The sequence below is a fragment of the Bradyrhizobium sp. Leo170 genome (assembly GCF_004296405.1).
GTDB lineage: Bacteria > Pseudomonadota > Alphaproteobacteria > Rhizobiales > Xanthobacteraceae > Bradyrhizobium.
The window spans coordinates 1-19,515 of record NZ_PSRR01000011.1 but is presented as its reverse complement, the minus strand read 5'-3'; the positions used below and the strand labels follow the sequence as shown (position 1 = coordinate 19,515).

Sequence of the window (19,515 nt, the reverse complement as noted above, 5' to 3'; positions counted from 1 at the left end):
CTTCACGATCGAGAATCGATTCGGAAGTATGGCAGAGGGTTTGATGGTTAACCGCGAACATGCGCAACGGCTCTGGAACAATCTGCTCGAGCTTGGCCCCAGGCGCCTCACCGTGCTCGCGCTTGTCGGCCTTGCCGTTTTCTTGGGTGTGGGCGGCGGCGCCTATTACTTGAGTCGGCCGGAATTCGATGTGCTCTACACCGGTCTTAGCCGGGAAGACGTCTCGCGCGTCGGTTCGGTCCTGCGCGACGCTAGCATTGCCTTTGATGTGAATGCCTCAGGCGACACCATCTTCGTGCGACCAGGGCAGACCGCCCAGGCAAGAACGTTACTGGCCGAGAAAGGTTTGCCGAACAGCAGCAGCGGAGGCTACGAGCTGTTCGACAAGATCGGCTCCCTCGGTCTCACTTCCTTCATGCAGGAAGTCACCCGCGTCCGCGCACTCGAAGGCGAGATCGCCCGTACGATCCAGGTCCTCAAAGGCGTGAAGGCCGCGCGCGTCCACATTGTCATGCCGGCGCGTGGATCGTTCCGGCGCGAGCAGCAGCCGCCTTCGGCATCTGTTGTGATCCGGACCGACGGGGCTGCCGATGCCAAAACGGCGCGATCGATTCGTCACCTCGTCGCCGCGGCCGTCCCGGGGATGGCGGCCGACAAGGTGACTGTCCTCGACAGCGATGGATCGCTGCTTTCATCAGACGACGAGGGTGCGGCGCCGACAAGCATGGCGAACCTGCAACGCGTCGTCAGCCGGCTGATCCAGGAGAATGTCAGCAAGGCGCTCGCGCCCTATCTGGGGCTCGACAATTTTGAAGTCAGCGTCGCCACTCAGCTCAGCACGGACAAGCGGCAGACCAACGAGACCGTCTACGATCCGGAGTCCCGCGTCCAGAGATCGGTTCGCGCCGTTCGTGAGAAGGAATCGTCGCAGAGCCTGGATCGGCAGACGCCGACGACGGTGCAGCAGAACCTGCCGGATCAACAGATCAACGCGTCCGGTAACAAGAATACCAACGATGAGAAGCAGCGGCGCGAGGACGTCACCAACTTTGAGGTGTCGTCGAAAACGACGACGACCGTGAGCGATGGCTACGTCGTCAACAAGCTGTTCCTTGCGGTGCTGGTCAATCGTCCGCGCCTCCAGGCCAGCCTTGGCGACAAGGCCAGCGATGCGGCCTTGGAGGCAAAGGTCGCCGAGATCAGCCAGCTCGCCGCAACCGCGGCAGGTATTGACCGTCAGCGTGGAGACCAGATCCAGGTGTCGGCGGTCGAGTTCATGGAAGGCGCGCGCGACTTCCCGCCGGTTCCTGCAATCACCTTCACCGATGTGTTGATGCGGCAGTCGGGCGCCTTCGTCAGCGCGGTCGCGATCGTCGCCGTCGCGGCAATGCTGATCTGGTTCGGCCTGCGGCCCGCGATCAACGCGATCCTCGACTCCCGCTCGGCCGAGACTGCCCAGCTCGAGACGAGCGAGACCGCCGCGCTACTCGGCCGCGAGGGCGGCTCGATGGAGCAGTTCGGGGAAGAGCCGCCAAATCTCGTCCAGGATATATCGAAAAGAGTTCTGCACGCTCCACAGAGGCGGTTGGAGCAAATCGTTCAGCTTGATGAGAAGCAGGCGGCAGCGATTCTCAAGCAATGGATTAGGCAGGAGGAGTCGGCATGAGTTCGGACAAGGTCGCGCGTTTGCTGGCAAGCTTCGATCAGCCGGAGCCGCAGAAGGCTCGTAGCCGCGTCATTCCGTTCGACTACACCCAGCATTCCACTCCCAAGGCGCAGCCGAGGTCGGCGGCCCCGCCGCCTCCGTCCGCCGAGGACGAGGCGTATGAGCGTGGAAGGTCCAGCGGCTATGCGGCGGCCTTGGCCGAGTTCGAGCAGAAGCTTGCCGACGAGAGACACAGGCTGAGCATGCAGCTCGCCGAGGAAAAGCACAATCTGCTGGATGAAATGGCTGTCAAGATTGCCAGCGAGATCGCCGAAGCGGGCGCGCAGCTTGAAGCCAAGATCGCCGGAGTGACGGCACGCATCCTCGAGCCGTTCATTTCGAACGCGGTGCAGAAGCAGGCGGTTAGCACCTTCGTCGAGCAGCTCGCGTCGGTCGCCTCCGATGTTCGCCGGCCGGCTTTGCGGGTCACATGCCCTGCCGAACTGGTGGAGGTGCTGCGCGGCAAGCTTGCGGTACGCGCGATTGCGGTGGAGCTTCGGGCCGCTCCGGTGGCGGAGGCTTCCGTCACCGTCGATCAGGTCTTCCTTGAAACCCAGATCAAGCTCTGGGCGGAGCGACTGAAGTTCGCGATCCTGAACTGACATGGCCGATCAAGACAGGGCAGAGCTGATCATCGTTCGACGCCGGAGCAGTCTCGACGGCGAGGAATCACACAACAGTGTCTGGAAAATCGCCTATGCCGATTTCATGACGGCGATGATGGCGTTCTTCCTGGTGATGTGGCTCATCAGCGCCACCAACCAGGAAACGCGCGAAAGCGTCGCCAACTACTTCAATCCGATCAAGCTGACCGACTCGACCCCTGACCGCAAGGGTATCAACGATGCCCGGCGCGTCGATCCCGGCAAGGCCGAGGAGGAAGACAGCCTGCGGCCGAAACCCGAACCGGGCAAGTCGGCGCAGTATACGCAGCGCCCGGAGCAGGCGCAGCCAGCGCAGCCGCCGCGTTTCGGTGAGGCGACGCTGTTCCGCGATCCTTACGCGGTGCTGTCGGAAATTGCCGGCGGTCCCCCGCGGATCGCGGAAGTGGGCACTGCGCTGGATTCGACCCGCAAAGAGGGTTGGAAGGGCGGCGAGGCCTTCAAAGACCCGTTTGATCCCGTCTATTGGCCCATGGGGTCTTCAGCACCGCTGGAAAAGAAGGCGTCAGGCAGCAAGGAGCTTGGCAATCTGCCGTTCGACAATGACGCCACGGCGCTCAGCGAGGGAAAAGGTCCACGCCCGTCGGAAGGCAAGCCGGACGCCACGGCGGCCCCCATTCAGGGATCGGATTCAGCCAAGGGATATCCGGTACCGACCGAAAAGCAGAATACGGCAAAGGCGATTGGCCTGTTCGCCGATGATGACTCCATGAACGATCCGGCCGCCAATCGTTCATCTGCGGCGCAAGGAGAGAAGGGCTCGACTCCGCCCGCAGGAGACAAGGGCTCAACCGCTCCTCCAGGAGATAAAGGCTCAGCCGCTCCGCTAGCCGAAAGGAAGCCTGTGCAGACCGAGGCGGCCAAATTGCAGGCTGCCATCTCCGCCGCTCTTGCGCCGCTCGGATCGGCGCGTCCTGTTGCTGAGGTCCGCGAGAGCAATGAGGGCCTCCTCATCAGCCTCACCGACGATGTCAACTACGGCATGTTCGCCACCGGGTCGGCCGAACCAACCGCTGGCCTCGTGCGGGCCCTCGACAAGATCACGCCCTTGATATCGCAAAGCCAGGGTCCGGTGATTGTACGCGGCCATACCGATAATCGCCCCTATCGATCGTCGGAATACGATAATTGGAGATTGTCGACCGCGCGCGCTCACATGGCTTATCACATGCTGATACGCGGCGGACTCGATGCCCGGCGCGTCGACCATATCGAAGGTTTTGCCGATCGCCGGCCGAAAAACCAGAACGATCCGTCGGCCGCCGAGAATCGGCGGATCGAGCTTTTGATTCGTACTCCTTTGCCATGAACCGCGCGGGAACCATCGCTGTCGCGCTGGTCGTTCTGGTCGGCGCAGCCCGAGCGGAAGAGGCTGAAGCGCCGTCGCGCGAACCCTATCAACTGGTCCGGACGCTTCACGCTTTGCAGGATGACATCGCGCGCGGAAGCCTGGAGGCGCACAATGCGCAGCCGGCCCTGCTCAAGCGATTGGGCGAAGAGTTTCAGAAAGTTGATCCGTCCGTCTGGAAGGAGCCGAAAAACTCGCGCGCGGTGGTGACCTTCCTGCTGAGCGGAGGATCGCCCCAGGTGGTGGAAGCGCTGCGCTCCCGGAAACTGCTCGTCCTCGATGAGGCGATCCTGGATGGCGCGATCGCCTATGTGGAAGGCCGGGCGGAGGACGCCAAGGCGCGGCTTGGGAGCATCCATGCGCGCGACTTGCCGCCGACCATCGCGGCCGAAATTGCGCTGGTGCAGTCCGCGCTCGTCGCGCAGACCGACCCGAAAGCCGCGATCGAACGGCTCGATGACGCGAGACTACTGATGCCGGGAACGCTGGTCGAGGAGGCCGCGCTGCGTCGGGAGATCTTCGTCGCCGGCCAGGTTGACGATTTCGACAGGTTCGAAGCGCTGGCTCAAAGATATTTTCGACGCTTCAGGCATTCGATCTATGCGGGGAATTTCCGCCAACGCCTCGCAGTGGCTGTCGCGCGCTTCAGCTTCGTGCAGCAATCGGATCGGTTTCCCCGCCTTGTCGCCTTGCTCGATCAACTCGACGACGCCGGCCAGCGCGCCCTGTATCTGCTGATCGCGCGCACCGCGCTGGTGCGCGGCAAGGTCGAAATGGCGGATCTGGCGGCAGAGCGCGTGCTGGGGCTCACGGAAGAGGGGAGTTCCGAGCGAGAGCGCGCGCGCTTTTATCGCGCGGCCGCGCGCGTGGTGACAAACGCGCATGAACAAGCGCTGTTGGATCTGCAGAAGATCGAGGTTGGCCGGCTTCCCGAACGAGATGCCGAGTTGCTGAAGGCAGCGCTCGCGGTCGGACGCAACGTCAAAAAGGCGCTCCCCGCAGCCCCGGCACAGCAGGACCAGTCAGGCGAGGCGCAGACGTCGATGCGCCCGCGGATCGACTTCGGCCGCTCGCTTGCGGCCGTCAATCGGGCGCAAGTCCTTCTCGACGAATCGAAAGAGCAATTGAAGGAGCGAGCTCGATGAACAAGACCGACCCTTTGATGGCAATGATCCGCCAGCTCACCGGTGGCAAGGCGGCTTCGCGCCTCGCTCCCCAGAACGCGATGCTCGCCAAGGACCACAAGGGGAAGGTCGAGGACAGCAAGGGTGACGCCGGGCATTTCCGTGAGCAGCTCCGGGTGCTCGCGCAGGGAACGAAGCAAAAGCCGCTCGATATAAAGCCGCAGCTCGATGCCAAGAGTGTCGATATGGAGTCTCCGCAGGACCCTGAGCCGTCCAATCCCCTCGCGGAAGTGCTGGACCACGTCGCCGGTCGGCCCAAGGATCGGACCCGCCAGCAGCCGCGTGAGACTTCCTCGCACCAACCGGGCGGAGAAATCACCTCGCCTGCTCCGGAATGGCGCACGCCCGAGGCTGCACTCAGTTCCATGATCTCCAGGCTCGATCAGCCACTCTCTCCGCGGGATGATGGCGATGCTCCGCTCCCAGCCCGGTCGCAAGCCCGGGTCGATCACCGAGCGGACCTGCTCACGCCGGGTGAGCCAAAATCTCCAAAGGTAGATGTCCCCGAGCAGCGCTTTGCATCGTCAGTCAGTGCAATCGAGACGCGGCCCATGCCGACGGTGAAGGTGGCGGTGCGCGAACAGGAGACGCATTTCCAGCCCGTCGGCCAGCCGACGCTACTGCAGAAGATCGTCGATCGCATCGCTCCTGATCTGTCAACGGCGCCGGCCGCAGCCCCCGCGACCGCGGCCGATTTCACACCTCCGGATATGCGTCGGGGGCCGGACGCGCCGATCAGGATGCTGACGCTGCAACTCGATCCGCCCAGCATGGGTACGGTGACCGTGAGGATGCGCCTGGCCGGCGATGCCGTCGAGGTGAGGATGCTGGCGGACCAGCCAGAGACAACGGAGCTGCTGCGCAAGGATCGCGGCGCCCTGATGGATGCGATGCGGTCCGCCGGCTACACGTTCGAAATTGCGTCGATTGACCATAGCAGTGTGCGCCATCCGACGTCAGGCGGCGGCCAATCGCACGCGCAATCGGACCAGCAATCGTCGCAGCAGCCCCAGGGCGGATCGCAGTTCAGCAACGGCGCCTCGGAGCGTCAGTCGAGCGATGCGCAAGCCGGGACGCGTCACAACAGGCAGCAGGGCCATGACCAGTTCATCAAGCCAACCGAGCGTCGCCAGGATGAAGAGGTTGCGGTCGATCGCAATGGCGGTGCTGTCTATCTGTAGCCTGTCCACCGTCGCACGTGCCGACGGGCTCTGCGAGCGTGAGATGGCGCGTGCGGCACGTGCTCACGGCGTGCCGCTTGGGGTGTTGTATGCAGTGGGCCTGAGCGAGACGGGACGCAAGGGTGTCTTGCACCCTTACGCGCTCAATATCGATGGCCGGACAGCCATGGCTAGCGACCTCCCAGATGCCGTTGCTCAGTTCCGTGAGGCCAAGAGCAAGGGCGCCAAGCTAGTCGATCTCGGTTGCATGCAGATCAACCATCATTATCACGGGCGCGAGTTCGCCAGCGTCGAGGCGATGTTCGATCCGGTGAAAAACGTCGACTATGCGGCGCGCTTTCTCAAGGAATTGCGCGCGCGGGAGGGGAGCTGGACCATGGCGGTCGCCCGCTACAACGCAGGTCCGAACAATACGGTCGCGCAACGGCGCTACATTTGCAGCGTGATCGGAAGCTTGGTGGCGAGCGGCTTTGGAGCGTGGACCACCGGCGCACGCGCATACTGCGCGGAGCGCACGACCTGAGCTAGAGGAATGCGCCGCAGACAGCCTCGCACAAGGAAGAACGGCTCTAATGATATTCACTCACGATGGAGGTGATTGATGAGTCTGTATGGTGTCATGCGCACTGGTGGCTCCGGCATGAATGCGCAATCCAACAAGCTGTCGACGGTGGCCGACAACATCGCGAACGTCAACACCACAGGCTACAAGCGCGCCTCCACCGAATTCTCTTCGCTTATTCTGAGGAGCGGGTCCGGCAACTACAATTCGGGCAGCGTGGAGACGAATGTCCGCTACGCCATCTCCGATCCCGGAGCGCCGCAATACACGACATCAGCGACGGATCTCATGATCCAGGGCAACGGATTCTTTGTCGTGACCGATGCCGGCGGCACGCCGTTCCTGACCCGCGCCGGTTCCTTCGTGCCGGATGGCGAAGGCAATCTGGTCAATGCCGCGGGCTTCTATTTGATGGGCTATAACGTCAAGAACGGTCCGCCCAACGTTGTCGCGAATGGTCTGACCGGCCTGGACGTCGTCAACATCGCGCAAACGGCACTTCAGGGTAATCCCTCGACGAGGGCGACCTTGGAGAGTGCCAATCTCGACGCCAATGCAGCGATTACCGCGGGTCCGCCCGCCTATACGTCCAAGACCTCGATCGTCACCTACGACAATATCGGGAACAAGGTGACCCTCGACGTGTACATGTTCAAGACGGCGGCCAACACTTGGGACGTGCAAGCGTATGACAATGCTGCATCGACGAACGGCGGTTTCCCCTATTCAAGCGGACCACTGGATTCCGATACGTTTACCTTCGACGTCAGTGCGACCGGAAAAGGCAAGCTGGACGCGGCCAGCCCCACCACTCTCACGTTTACAATTCCGGGCGGCTCGCCGTTCACGCTCGACCTTTCGGCGATGACACAGGTCGCCGACGACTTCGCCTTCAAGCCGAACGTCAACGGCAATGCTCCGAGTTCGATCGACAAGGTGGAGGTCGATGCCGACGGCACGCTGTACTCGATCTATGCCGACGGCACGCGGCTCGCCTCCTATAAAATTCCGCTCGCGACAGTGCCGAGCCCGGACAATCTCGTGCCGGAAGCTGGGAATGTCTATTCGGTCGGGATCGACCCCGGAAACGTGCAGCTCGACTTCGCCGGGCGGAGCGGCCTGGGCACCGTTAGATCGGAGGCGCTCGAACAGTCCAACGTCGATCTTGCGGCCGAGCTGACATCGATGATCGAGTCGCAGCGCGGATATACCGCCAATTCAAAGGTCTTCCAGACCGGCGCCGACCTGCTCGACGTACTGGTCAATCTGAAGCGCTAAGCGGCGTCAGCGCATCATCGGGGCGGGGGGTCTCATGTCACTCACGGTCGCACTCAGCTCGGCGCGTACGTCGCTCATGACGACCAGTGCGCAGGCTTCCGTGATATCGCGCAATATCGCCGGCTCCATGCAGGACGGCTATTCGCGAAAGAATGTGCTGGTCGCGTCGCTGCCAGGAAACGGGGTCTATGTTGCTGGCATCCAGCGCGCCACCAGCCAGGGACTGTTCTACAATGTGCTGAAGGCAGCCTCTTCCACTGCCAAGCAGGATTCGATCTATAACGGCCTGCAGAAGATCGCGGCGACAACCGTTGACGACCCGCAGCAGGACCAGTCGCCGGCCGCGCAACTTGCCAAACTGAAGAGCGCCCTGCAGCAATATGCGACGGCGCCGGACAATATCACGCTCGCACAAGCGGCAGTAACGGCGGCCAAAGGCGTCGCCTCAGCACTCAATGATGCGACGAAGACGGTTCAGTCGGTACGCGCCGATGCCGACGCCGACATGGTGACATCGGTCTCGACCATCAACCAACTGCTGGCCCAGTTCGAGACGGTCAATACATCGATCGTCAAGGGGACCATCAGCGGAAGCGATGTCACAGACTACCTCGATATGCGGGACAACATCCTCTCCAAGCTCTCGCAGGAGGTCGGCATAACGGTCGCGACCCGTGCCAACAACGATATGGTCATCTACACGGATTCCGGCGTTACGCTCTTCGAGACCAAGGCACGGTCGGTCAGCCTCGCCCCGACCTTTGCTTACACGGCGGGCAGCACCGGAAATGCGGTCTATATTGACGGCGTGCCCGTCACCGGCGCGTCTGCTGTGATGCCGATTCATGGCGGAAAGCTCGCGGGCCTTGCCGCGCTGCGCGACGATTCCACGGTCACCTATCAAAACCAGCTCGACGAAATCGCGCGCGGCCTGATCGAGACGTTCGCGGAGAGCGACCAGACTGGCGCGGCGCTGCCCGATGTGCCCGGACTTTTCACCTACCCGGGCGCGCCGGCCATGCCGCCGGCGGGTGTGATCTCCTCGGGGCTCGCCGGCGCCATCTTCGTCAACCCGTCAGTCGATCAGGGGGCAGGTGGCAATCCGCTGCTGCTGAGAGACGGTGCCATCTCCGGCAACGTGGCTTATCGGTACAACACGAGCGGCGCCGCCGGTTACTCGGTTCGGGTGCAGGGCCTTGTGGATGAGATGGCCAAGAGCCGTCCGTTCAACCCGGCGGCTCTTGGCAAGCCGAATGCGAGCCTGATCGACTTCGCCGGCTCGTCGGTGAGTTGGCTGGAGGCTCAGCGCAAGAGCACGAACGATGAAGCGACCTATAGTCAAACGCTGCTTGAGCGCAGCGCGGAAGCGCTGTCCAACGTCAGCGGCGTCAATATGGACGACGAAATGTCGTTCATGTTGCAGGTCGAGCGCACATTTTCTGCGTCGTCGAAGCTGATCGCGACGATCGACGAGATGTTGAAAGACCTTCTGGCGGCGGTGAGGTAACGGTATGGCTACGACGTTCATTTCCTCCAACTCGATCTCGACGACGTTGCGCATCGCGGCCATGAAGAGCCAGACCGCAATCGCGCAAGCGACGAAGGAGGCGACGACCGGCCGCTTCGCCGATGTGGGCCGCGAGCTCGGCGCTCTCACCGGCCGTGATGTGACGCTCAGGGCCGAGCTGCTCGACGTCGACAAGCTGGTGGACACCAACGCCCTTGTCGGCGGACGGCTCGACGTCTCGCAGCAGCGGGTGGGCGAGTTGATCAGCACGGCGCAATCCTTCCAGAAGGATTTGTTTGCGGCGCGCAATTCCGCCAACGGCGGCAACGTCATCCTGACGCCGTCGCGCGCCAACCTCGAGAGTCTGATCGGCGCGCTGAACGTCACGACGGATGGCCAATATCTGTTCGGCGGCATCAATACCGGCGTGCAGCCGGTGACTGACTACAAGGCCGGCTCGACCAGCAAGAGTGCCGTCGATGCCGCGTTCCTGGCAAATTTCGGTTTCACGCAAACAGATACCGCGGTCTCGAACATCAGCGCCGCGGCGATGACGAACTTCCTGGATACGACGTTCAAGGCGCAGTTCGACGATCCCGCCTGGGGCGCAAACTGGTCGACCGCTTCCGATCAGGTGATGCGGAGCCGCATCTCGACGACCGAAACCATCGACTCGTCAGCCAGCGCCAACGAACCTGCATTTCGCAAACTGGCGATGGCCTACACGATGCTGAGCGACCTCGGCACGCAAAACCTCAACCAGAACGCGTTCCAGGTGGTGGTCGACAAGGCGACCGAAATCATCGGTGATGCGATCAACGACTTGGCCGGTGTCGGCGCCAAATTGGGAACCGCCCAGGAGCAGACAAACAACGCCACGAGCCGCCTGAAGATCCAGAGCGATCTGATCACGAAGCAGGTCACGGCGATGGAGGAGGTCGATACGGCGGAAGCGTCTGTTCGCGTCACAAACTTGAAAAACCAGCTGGACATGTCGCTGGCGCTCACGGCGCGCATTCAGCAGCTCAGCATCCTCAACTATCTCTGATCGGCGATCCCGTCAGTAACCAGCCGGCTGCGAGTTAGATGACATTATCCAGTTACGATGCGGTGATCGAGGACAGCGGGCGGGAGGCACGTGCCCGCGAGCAACAGGCCCTGAGCCACGGGATTGACCTGCTGAGGCGTCTGCAGAGCGGGGATCTTGCGCCCCCAGAGGACGCCGAGGCGTTGCTGTTCATTCGAAGAATCTGGGCGTTCTTCGTGGAGGACCTTTCGAACGTCCGCAACGGGCTTCCGGAAAAGTTGCGCGCCGACCTTATCTCGATCGGCCTGTGGATCATCAAGGAAGCGGATCGGCTTCGGCAAGAGGAATCCAGCGACGTCGCGGAGCTCGTCGCGATCAACGTCATCATCCGAGACGCCCTCGCATGAAGAAGCCGATCTGTATTTCGTTGCGCGGCGGCGAGCGGATCTATGTGAATGGAGCGGTATTGAGGGCCGACCGCAAGGTGACCCTCGAGCTGATCAATGACGTGACTTTTCTGCTCGAGAGCCAGGTCATGCAGGTCACGGACGCGACGACCCCGCTGCGCCAGCTCTATTTCGTCGTCCAGCTCATGCTCATGAGCCCGCACGACGTCGAAGAGGCGAAAGCTGTCTATCGGCAGCAGCGGTCGGGGCTGCTCGCAGCCACCGAAAACACAGAGATTCTGGACGGCCTGGAGCAGATCGAGAAGCTGGTCGAATCGAAGCGATACTATGAGGCTTTGCGCAGAACTCGCGCACTGTTCGAGATTGAGCAGATGATTCTGGCCGGCGGCGATTTGCCGAGGCCTGTCGAAGTCGCGTGAAGCATCAGGAGGACAATATGAACGTTGACAGCGTGGCTTCTCCAAATTCGACGGCGAACAAGAACTCAGAATCCTCGTCCGCGCCGACAACGGTGACCTACAATCAGTTCCTGCAGCTCCTGATCGCGCAGATGAAGAATCAGGATCCGACCAATCCGACGGACATGTCGCAATACATGAGCCAGTTTGCGCAGCTCTCCGCCGTCGAACAGGCAATGCAGACGAATACCAGGCTCGACACGCTGCTGTCCTCCAGCGCGCTCGCCCAGGCCGAAAGCCTGGTCGGACACACGGCGGCATTTACGAGCTCCGATGGCGAGGATGTCAAAGGCAAGATCATGTCGGTGCGAATCATCCAGGGCGGAGCCGTCGCGAAACTCGACAATGGCGTCGAGGTGCAGCTCGGGCCGGGCATCACGATCAGCTAAGCCATGAACGAACGCGACGCTCTCGACATTGTTCAGCAGGCGATCTGGACCATCATCGTCGTATCAGGCCCCGCGGTCGGGGCTGCGATGATCGTCGGTATCCTGATTGCGCTGCTGCAGGCGCTGACCCAGGTGCAAGAGATGACGCTGACCTTCATTCCCAAGATCGTGGTCATGCTGATCGTGGTAGCGGTCTCGGGCTCGTTCATCGGCGCGCATATCTACGCCTTCACCGAACTGCTCTACTCGCGGATCGAGCACGGATTCTAGAGCATTTTCGGTTCTGATGGGATCAGAACCGAAGCTCTAGGTTCTTGTTCTGACGCGTTTTCTTCACGCGAACCGGTGTCCACTTCGAAAACGCTCTGAAGCCGGGCGCGGTCGCCACCACCTTCGCGCAAGCTAGGCGCTGCAATGTGCTGACATGACGGTGTCCCAGGAATCCCCATGGCCCAAGCACTAAGCCCAGCTCTGCCGAGCGAGCGTCGGATGGGTGCCGACGTTGCCTTTGCGGTCGGCATCGTCGCCATCCTGACGATGCTGGTCCTGCCGGTTCCGTCGGTCCTGATTGACGTCGGCCTCGCCTTCTCGATTGCGCTCTCTGCCCTGATTCTGATGGTGTCGCTGTGGATTCAGCGCCCGCTTGATTTCTCGGCCTTCCCGACGGTGCTGCTGATTGCGACCATTCTTCGCCTTGCGCTGAATGTGGCGACGACGCGGGTGATCCTGTCGCGCGGGGCCGAAGGCGAGCACGCGGCCGGTTATGTGGTCGCCGGATTCTCGAAGTTCGTGATGGGCGGGGACTTCGTCATCGGACTGATCATCTTCGCCATTCTCGTCACGGTCAATTTCGTCGTGATCACCAAGGGCGCCACGCGTATCGCGGAAGTCGGCGCCCGCTTTACGCTCGATGCGATCCCGGGCAAGCAAATGGCGATCGATGCCGATCTGTCCGCGGGGCTGATCGACGACAAGGAGGCGCAGCGTCGGCGCAGGGAGCTGGAGGAGGAGAGCGCCTTCTTCGGCGCAATGGATGGTGCTTCGAAATTCGTGCGCGGCGATGCCATCGCCGGGCTGATCATCACTGCGATCAACATATTCGGCGGCATCGTCATCGGCGTGGTCCACCACGGCCTCCCACTGGCGCGGGCGGCCGACGTTTTCACCAAGCTTTCCGTCGGTGACGGTCTGGTCTCGCAGATCCCGGCGCTCATCGTCTCCCTTTCGGCTGGCCTGCTCGTTTCGAAGGGTGGCACCAGGGGATCGGCCGAGGAGACGGTGCTCAAGCAGCTCGGCGGATATCCGCGCGCGCAGTCGGTGGCTGCGCTCATGATGTTCGTTCTTGGAATGTTGCCGGGCCTGCCACTGCTGCCTTTTGCCTTCCTGGGCGGCGTGATGGCGTTCATGAGCTACGCGCTTCCGCGTCGGCAGGCGGCAAGACGGCAGCATGAGGCGACGCTTGCGGCGCAGGAGCGCGAACGATCGCAGGCAGAGTCGAAAGAATCGATCAAGGAATATCTGAAGACGGCGGACGTCGAGCTCTGCGTGGGCAGCCAGCTAGCGGTTCAAATGCTGCATGTGCACGGGGAACTTGCGCATCGCGTCAGCAAGATACGCCGCCGCTTTGCGACCCAATACGGGTTTGTGATTCCCGAGATCAAACTGACGGACGACATGTCCGTCGGGCCGAAGAGCTACCGCATCAAGATACATGGCACTATCGTGGCGCAGCATGAGCTTCGCATCGGCGAGGTTCTGGTGCTCTTCGACGGTGTTCGCAAACCGGACGTGCCGGGCGATGAGACGGTGGAGCCGGCCTTCGGCATGAAGGCGATGTGGATTCCGGAGACGTTCCTCGAAGAAGTCAAACGGGATGGCTTCAAGGTTGCGGACAACATTTCCGTCCTTCTCACCCATTTGAGTGAAATCATCCGCGGCAACCTGGCGCAGCTTCTTTCCTACAAGGACATGCGAGCCCTGCTGGATCGGCTCGATCCCGAGTACAAGCGGCTCATTGAGGATATCTGCCCGTCGCAAATTTCCTATTCGGGCTTGCAAGCGGTCCTCAAGCTGCTGCTTGCCGAGCGCATCTCGATCAGGAACCTGCACCTAATCCTCGAAGCCGTTGCGGAAATCGCGCCTTACGTCCGCCGCGCCGAACATATCGCTGAGCACGTTCGCACGCGCATCGCGCAGCAGATCTGCGGTGACTTTGCCGACAACGGGGTCCTGAAAGTCCTGCGGCTTGGAAATCGCTGGGATCTCGCATTCCATCAAAGCCTCAAACGCGATGCCAAGGGCGAGATCGTGGAATTCGACGCCGATCCCCGCCTTGTCGAGCAGTTTGCGGCGGATGTCTCTACCGCGGTTCGAAAGGCAATGGGCCAGGGCGAAAGCGTCGTGCTCGTCGCACCCCCCGAGGTGCGTCAGTATGTTCGCATGATCACGGAACGGATGTTCCCCACCCTGCCGGTGCTGTCGCACGTCGAGATCGCTCGTGGTGTCGAAGTGAAGTCGCTCGGAGCCATTTCTTGATCGCGAGCGCATCAGGCTCCGTGCTGGCCACCTTCCTGATCTTCTGCCGGGTCGGCACGTGCCTGATGATTGCGCCTGGATTCTCTCGTTCCAACATTCCAGTGCAGGTCCGGCTGTTCCTGGCCATCAACGTCACGCTGATGCTGGCGCCCCTGCTCGAAGCCACCGTACGCCCGGTCGTCGAGACGGCTGCGACGGCGGCCATCGTCCGTGCGATCATGTCGGAATTGGTGATCGGTCTCCTGATTGGCCTGACCGCCCGGGTGTTCTTCCTCGCGCTGGAAACAATGGCGACGATGGCGGCATCCGCGATCGGGCTCAGCGGAATAGCCGGAACGATGGAAGACACCGAACACATGCCGGCCCTCGTGCCATTCATCACATTGCCGGCGATCGTCCTGTTCTTCATGACCGATCAACATTGGGAGCTGCTTCGCGGCCTCATCGGCTCCTATCGGACCTGGACGCCGGCGGTCGGCATCAGCGGCGAGACCGGCCTCTCCGAGCTTGCCGATCATCTTTCACAAGCGTTCGTCCTGGCGCTCAGGGTGGCCAGCCCGTTCGTCATTTACGGGGTCATCGTCAACCTCGCGCTCGGGCTCGCCAACAAGCTGACGCCAAGCATTCCCGTCTATTTCATTTCGCTGCCCTTCGTGCTGTTCGGCGGCCTCATGCTGGTCTATCTCACCAGTCGCGAACTCGTGCTGCAGTTCACTATCGCATTTTCATCGTGGCTGGCCGGTTGATCGACGCATGAAATCAAGAGATCGCAAAATCCGTCGCATCGCCGCCGTCCAGGCGAAGATGCACCGCCTTGCGGAATGGGAGCTGATCGAGTGCCGTGCGAAGGAGCATGAACTGCAGGAGCGGCAGCGTCGGATCATCGAGGGTTTCAACGACGGGAACGGAGTGCCTCCGTTGGCGGCGCAAAATGCGGGCCAGAATCTGAGGACGGCGAGCGTCGAACAGGGAGTGCTTGCCAAGGCGAAGGAGCGTCTCGCCTCGCAGGCCATGACCGAGGCGCGCAAGCTGAAGCAGGTGCTCCGGATGGCCGGCACGGTCGCGCGGCAGGCATTTCGGGAGCAGGAGCGGCGCGTCCTCGAGGAAGTAACTGAAACAGCGGCAAAACGGCCGGCCGAGAGAATGCAGGCCAACGAAACCAGTTCGGATCGCTAGAGCATGATCCGGAAAAGTGGAAACCGGCTTTCCGAAAAGATCATGCTCAAACAAGGAGATGAGATCATGATCCGATTCCCTCTAATCGGATCATGATCTAGTGAGGCACAGCATGACGGTCACCCCCGTACCGGATCTTATCTTGGATGTGATGGAGGCCGCAGATCCGGTCTCCCAGCGCGCGGCCGCTGGCAAGCTTGAGCGCGCCTCATCGGCAGGCGGCGAAGACTTCGCTGCGGCGATGGACCGGAAGATCGAGGCAGGCGCGCTTGAACGAACCGTAGCGTCTGCGCAAGGCACGGGCGCTGCGCGCGGCGGTGCGATCGACGGCAGCGGGCACGCCACGATCATCAGGAAGGCAGATACCGATCGCGCTGTGTATCGAAAGTTCGAAGCGTTCGTCCTGCAAACGTTCGTCGAGTCGATGCTGCCGCAGAACGCAAGCGAGGTTTTCGGCAAGGGAACCGCCGGCACGATCTGGCGGTCGATGCTGGCTGAGCAGATCGGCAATGAGATGGCCAAGGGTGACGGAATCGGAATTGCCAAGCAGCTCGCGAAAGCGCGCTCCGTTGCCAATTCCGCGACTGGTAAGGGCTAATTTGCAGCAAGATGAGCGCAACGATGAATCAGAATAACGAGCAGCAACAAACGCTTGAAATCCTCGAGGCGCAGGCGACGACTGTTTCCGAGGGAGGCGGTTTGCCGGCGCTGTCACAACAAGCCTTGCCCGAGCTAACGGATGCGCAGGATATCGCGGCTCAATGGCTCGGAACCAACTCCAACGCGTTGAATGCGATCGAGCGGCTCACGGCAACCATTGACGAGGAGACGGACAAGCTTGAGAGCCGGACGCAAGTCGATTTTGATTCCTTTAGTCAGCGCAAGAATCGTGGCCTGCTTGAACTGACAAGGGCGATGCGCGTGACACAGGGAATCGAGTTCGACCCGCGGGTGGTTGCGCACCTGACGCGCCTGCGGGCAGGCCTTGTAAGAAATCAAGCCGCACTACAAATGCACCTCGATGCCGTTCGCGAGGTCTCGGCGATTATCGCGAGGTCGATCCAGGAAGTTGAATCGGATGGCACATACTCATTGATGGGGCAGGGTGGATGCAAATAGTCAGGCTGCTCGTGGCAGGAGTCTGGGCCTGCATCGTCACCGTCGGTGCAAGCTTGGCTCTGTCTTATTGGAAGGAAGGACATGCCGCGCCTGCGGCCAAGCAGGAATACGCGGGCGGCCTCCTCTATGAGAAGACCAGGGTAATCAACGTGCCGATGATCGCGGAAGGCAGCGTCCAAGGCTACATCGTTGCACAGTTCGTCTTCACGGCCGATGCTACAGTGCTTCGTCAGTTGCCGGTGCCGCCTGAAGCCTTTGTTGTGGACGAGGCATTTCGGAAAATCTATTCCGACGAGAATCTCGACTTCAAGAACCTCGCTCGATTCGATCTCGCCCACTTTGCACGTACGGTCAGAGAGCACGTCAACAAGCGCCTTCAGGCTGAGGTCTTGCAGGACGTGCTCGTCCAGGATTTCAATTATGTTTCGAAGGATCAAATTCGCCGTTAGACCGCCTTCTCAAGTCGTCGAGCCGGTATCCCATATAGCGTTTTGACTCGATCGGATCGTAGCCGAGATGGTTGCGGAGCTTCTTGCGAAGCTTGCTCACGTGCCCCTCGATTACGTTTTCGTCGAAGCTCGAGTCGAAAAGACCGTAGGTCGCATTGAAGAGCTGGGTCTTTGTAAGCCACTTTCCCTGGTGCGCGACCAGATGCTCGAGAATGCGCAGCTCGCGACGCGGCAGGGCCAGCGTTCTGCCGCCGATTTCCGGATCCCGGCCGTCAAGAAAAACGTGGATCAGGCTCGTTGGCGTTTCGGCTGATTGACCGCCGGTTCGTCGTCGGATGACGGCCGTGCGAACGAGTATCTCGCGAACATGGATCGGAATATGAACAACGTCGTCGACGCCGGCTTCGAACAACTCGATCGTATCCCGGAGCTGCTTCAGGTTGTTCAGGGCGATGATCGGTGCGTGAGACTTGTTGCGGATGCTCTTGGGAATGCTCGTTCGGTCCGAGCAGTCTCCCAGGATAAACGCCCCGATTGCCATTACGTCATTGCCTACGGCGGATTGTAGCCATTCGCGAAAATCTTTCGATGAGAAGCCGATCGAAACGACGCCTTCGCGATCGAATCCAGCCGCATAGCCCCGTGTAACGGTCTCCCGATCATCGATGACGATGAACATGTGGATGCCCCTGTTTGCCCTAGATAGTTGTTGTGGAGTCGAGCAGGCGTGCTCGCTCCGCTTGGTTACGCAACACAACAGGTACTGACACGATACAAGTTACTGAGACCGAAACACGCGCGTCTGGTTCGCTCGAAAGCTTGATCAGGTGCGGGTGATGCCGCCGTTTGAGGCGATGAGGAACGTTGCCGTGGTGATGCTGCTCGGCAATCTTTTTGGGTTCCTCAGCACTGTTCGTGCAATTGCAGTCTGGTCTCGATACAGCCGATCGAAATTGCGACGAGAAGCGAACGGCGTCTTGTTGTTGAAGGTCACATCAAGAAGGAACATCAGCTCGCGCACTGTCGAATCGGAACGTCTCCATTACGTCGAAGTGGAGTATGATCGTCAAGCAATTGAACTAGGCATCTACTGCGAGACAACTCATCAGCGAGTAGATGTTGCTTTATTGAAACGCTTACTCAACCGATCTGCTCGGAATACTTGGCAATGTGCTCCTCTAAGTTGAGACAAAGGGAGAGAATTCTTCTGCCGACCGCAGCGCCACGAGTGGCGATCATCGTCATGAAACCGTCGCGGAACATATCCGTGTTTCGATGAGATCATTTTCCGCGCGCGTGAGTCAGATTCTTCGTCGGTTGGGCAACTGTGACGTTGTCGAATAGCTGCGAAGGCACTCCACAATCATCAGCCCAATCGCGCCGCGGCGTTGAAGTGGCGTTGCTGGCACGAGATCATCATGCGGCGACAAGAGACCATCGCTTGACGTGATGGAAATTGGCCGAAGTGCGGCCTTGCCTTGGTGAGCGCTCGACTACGATGAGTGGCAAAACGTCGCACACGCCGGAGATGCGATAGATGGACTGCCGTTCGTCGCGCGTTGCACGAACAGGTGTGTGTCTGACGATCGACATGCAGATAGCGCGTCGCACGGCACGATCACGGCGCGAGTGGAACCTGCGGAAAGTTGGAGCACGTCGTACCTGCATTGCAACGCTATGCACGCTAGCGGTCATATCGGTGATGCACGCTAGCGTGCATATCGCGCGAATTGACTGCGTCATACGATCGGTCGTGCAGCAGCCACATCAACGCGCGGAAGGAACGACGCCCTTGCTGGTCCATACTTGCCAGCCGCCGTTCTCGTTTTTGATTTCCTCGATGCGACCCAGGTTCGGCACATCCTGGCCCCGAGCAACCTCGATCACACCTGCTGGTCCTTCAAGTATGGCGACGTCCTCATAAGCGCGCCGCACGCGCCAGCCCTGGATGATCTCTCGTCGCGCACTGGTTGGCCGCGGCTGCGGCTGAATGGTGCCAGTGATTTCGGGGGATGAGGCTGCCGCCACGGTTCGCGCAACCGGCGGCTTTGCTTCGGCCATGCGCTCGACTCTGGTGGCCGATATCGACTGATCTCTTTCGACGCGCTCGACGCTTTGGACCAGGCGGCCAAATCGGTCGCTCGAGGCTCTGTTTGCGGTGTCGAATGCCGCGCGGTTCGCCGCGACGTCACTTGATAGCGTTGCAACGTTGCGCCGCAGTTGCGACATCGCCTCACGGAGGTTGCGAAGCTCGGTATCGGATGCGGTGTTGATGGCAATGGGCCGCAAGACCAGGAAGGCGACGCCGCCTATGGAGATGAAAGAGGAGATCGCGACGATCACTGCGAGGGTGACGAACGGCGCCATCCATGTCCGCGGCTGCGGCTTCTTGACGACGAGTGTGGCGGCCGGGATGGGCGTACGCGCCTTGGGCCTGACAGGCTCTGGCCGCGGCATTGTGCGGGTGCGCTTCATGGTGGCGAGCGCCTCCTGGGCGAGCAGCTCGTCAACGGTAGCTGCGGCCACGC

General features: G+C 61.1%; 22 protein-coding genes. 19 read left to right on the top strand and 3 right to left on the bottom strand.

The genetic code is table 11. The annotated features are described in order from the left end of the window. The first annotated feature begins 43 nt into the window (after positions 1–43). From fliF to CWO89_RS03830, 19 genes are all read left to right on the top strand, one after another. A complete protein-coding gene (gene fliF, locus CWO89_RS03920; RefSeq protein WP_130577355.1) occupies positions 44–1,666 on the top strand; it encodes a flagellar basal-body MS-ring/collar protein FliF in 1,623 nt (540 codons plus the stop codon). Then, positions 1,663–2,307, top strand: a complete 645-nt coding sequence (locus CWO89_RS03915) for a hypothetical protein (RefSeq protein ID WP_130577354.1) — start codon at positions 1,663–1,665, stop codon at positions 2,305–2,307. The genes fliF and CWO89_RS03915 overlap by 4 nt, the downstream gene beginning before the upstream one ends. A gap of 1 nt (position 2,308) precedes the next feature. Then, positions 2,309–3,676 (top strand): MotB family protein, encoded by a 1,368-nt coding sequence (locus CWO89_RS03910; protein WP_130577353.1) that lies wholly within the window; start codon positions 2,309–2,311, stop codon positions 3,674–3,676. Beyond that, on the top strand, positions 3,673–4,860 hold the full coding sequence (locus CWO89_RS03905; RefSeq protein WP_130577352.1) for a chemotaxis protein: 1,188 nt from the start codon (positions 3,673–3,675) through the stop codon (positions 4,858–4,860). Before CWO89_RS03910 ends, CWO89_RS03905 begins: the two co-directional genes overlap by 4 nt. Then, a complete protein-coding gene (gene fliK, locus CWO89_RS03900) occupies positions 4,857–6,080 on the top strand; it encodes a flagellar hook-length control protein FliK (protein WP_245475693.1) in 1,224 nt (407 codons plus the stop codon). The genes CWO89_RS03905 and fliK overlap by 4 nt, the downstream gene beginning before the upstream one ends. Next, a complete protein-coding gene (locus CWO89_RS03895) occupies positions 6,034–6,603 on the top strand; it encodes a transglycosylase SLT domain-containing protein (RefSeq protein ID WP_394565299.1) in 570 nt (189 codons plus the stop codon). Before fliK ends, CWO89_RS03895 begins: the two co-directional genes overlap by 47 nt. A gap of 78 nt (positions 6,604–6,681) precedes the next feature. After that, complete coding sequence (locus CWO89_RS03890) at positions 6,682–7,920, top strand: flagellar hook protein FlgE (RefSeq protein ID WP_130577351.1); 1,239 nt, start codon at positions 6,682–6,684, stop codon at positions 7,918–7,920. Positions 7,921–7,954: 34 nt separating this feature from the next. Beyond that, the gene (gene flgK / locus CWO89_RS03885) at positions 7,955–9,427 is read left to right on the top strand and encodes a flagellar hook-associated protein FlgK (protein ID WP_130577350.1); all 1,473 of its coding nucleotides are present in this window, start codon (positions 7,955–7,957) and stop codon (positions 9,425–9,427) included. Positions 9,428–9,431: 4 nt separating this feature from the next. Continuing rightward, the gene (locus CWO89_RS03880; protein WP_130577349.1) at positions 9,432–10,475 is read left to right on the top strand and encodes a flagellar hook-associated family protein; all 1,044 of its coding nucleotides are present in this window, start codon (positions 9,432–9,434) and stop codon (positions 10,473–10,475) included. A 38-nt stretch (positions 10,476–10,513) separates the two neighbouring features. Beyond that, positions 10,514–10,861 carry a flagellar biosynthesis regulator FlaF gene (gene flaF / locus CWO89_RS03875; RefSeq protein WP_130577348.1) on the top strand — a complete coding sequence of 116 codons (348 nt, stop codon included), beginning with the start codon at positions 10,514–10,516 and terminating at the stop codon, positions 10,859–10,861. A gap of 8 nt (positions 10,862–10,869) precedes the next feature. Continuing rightward, positions 10,870–11,280 carry a flagellar biosynthesis repressor FlbT gene (flbT, locus tag CWO89_RS03870; RefSeq protein ID WP_165420987.1) on the top strand — a complete coding sequence of 137 codons (411 nt, stop codon included), beginning with the start codon at positions 10,870–10,872 and terminating at the stop codon, positions 11,278–11,280. 17 nt (positions 11,281–11,297) lie between these two features. Next, complete coding sequence (flgD, locus tag CWO89_RS03865) at positions 11,298–11,708, top strand: flagellar hook assembly protein FlgD (RefSeq protein ID WP_130577346.1); 411 nt, start codon at positions 11,298–11,300, stop codon at positions 11,706–11,708. 3 nt (positions 11,709–11,711) lie between these two features. Next, positions 11,712–11,978, top strand: coding sequence for a flagellar biosynthesis protein FliQ (gene fliQ / locus CWO89_RS03860; RefSeq protein ID WP_027581587.1), 267 nt, complete (start codon positions 11,712–11,714; stop codon positions 11,976–11,978). 177 nt (positions 11,979–12,155) lie between these two features. Continuing rightward, positions 12,156–14,243 carry a flagellar biosynthesis protein FlhA gene (gene flhA, locus CWO89_RS03855; protein ID WP_130577345.1) on the top strand — a complete coding sequence of 696 codons (2,088 nt, stop codon included), beginning with the start codon at positions 12,156–12,158 and terminating at the stop codon, positions 14,241–14,243. Beyond that, the gene (gene fliR / locus CWO89_RS03850) at positions 14,240–14,989 is read left to right on the top strand and encodes a flagellar biosynthesis protein FliR (protein ID WP_130577344.1); all 750 of its coding nucleotides are present in this window, start codon (positions 14,240–14,242) and stop codon (positions 14,987–14,989) included. Before flhA ends, fliR begins: the two co-directional genes overlap by 4 nt. A gap of 7 nt (positions 14,990–14,996) precedes the next feature. Next, the gene (locus CWO89_RS03845; protein WP_130577343.1) at positions 14,997–15,419 is read left to right on the top strand and encodes a hypothetical protein; all 423 of its coding nucleotides are present in this window, start codon (positions 14,997–14,999) and stop codon (positions 15,417–15,419) included. A gap of 112 nt (positions 15,420–15,531) precedes the next feature. Continuing rightward, a complete protein-coding gene (locus CWO89_RS03840) occupies positions 15,532–16,017 on the top strand; it encodes a rod-binding protein (protein WP_130577342.1) in 486 nt (161 codons plus the stop codon). Between the two features lie 23 nt (positions 16,018–16,040). Further along, positions 16,041–16,538, top strand: coding sequence for a hypothetical protein (locus tag CWO89_RS03835; RefSeq protein ID WP_245475691.1), 498 nt, complete (start codon positions 16,041–16,043; stop codon positions 16,536–16,538). Then, positions 16,529–16,987 (top strand): hypothetical protein, encoded by a 459-nt coding sequence (locus tag CWO89_RS03830; RefSeq protein ID WP_130577341.1) that lies wholly within the window; start codon positions 16,529–16,531, stop codon positions 16,985–16,987. Before CWO89_RS03835 ends, CWO89_RS03830 begins: the two co-directional genes overlap by 10 nt. Here the strand turns inward: CWO89_RS03830 and CWO89_RS03825 are convergent. From CWO89_RS03825 to CWO89_RS03815, 3 genes are all read right to left on the bottom strand, one after another. Next, positions 16,953–17,666: a response regulator transcription factor gene (locus tag CWO89_RS03825; RefSeq protein WP_130577340.1), complete on the bottom strand. Its 714-nt coding sequence runs from the start codon at positions 17,664–17,666 to the stop codon at positions 16,953–16,955. The genes CWO89_RS03830 and CWO89_RS03825 overlap by 35 nt on opposite strands. A gap of 144 nt (positions 17,667–17,810) precedes the next feature. Next, positions 17,811–18,008 carry a hypothetical protein gene (locus tag CWO89_RS03820; RefSeq protein ID WP_130577339.1) on the bottom strand — a complete coding sequence of 66 codons (198 nt, stop codon included), beginning with the start codon at positions 18,006–18,008 and terminating at the stop codon, positions 17,811–17,813. A 746-nt stretch (positions 18,009–18,754) separates the two neighbouring features. Continuing rightward, positions 18,755–19,354, bottom strand: a complete 600-nt coding sequence (locus tag CWO89_RS03815; RefSeq protein ID WP_130577338.1) for a hypothetical protein — start codon at positions 19,352–19,354, stop codon at positions 18,755–18,757. Between the last annotated feature and the right edge of the window lie 161 nt (positions 19,355–19,515).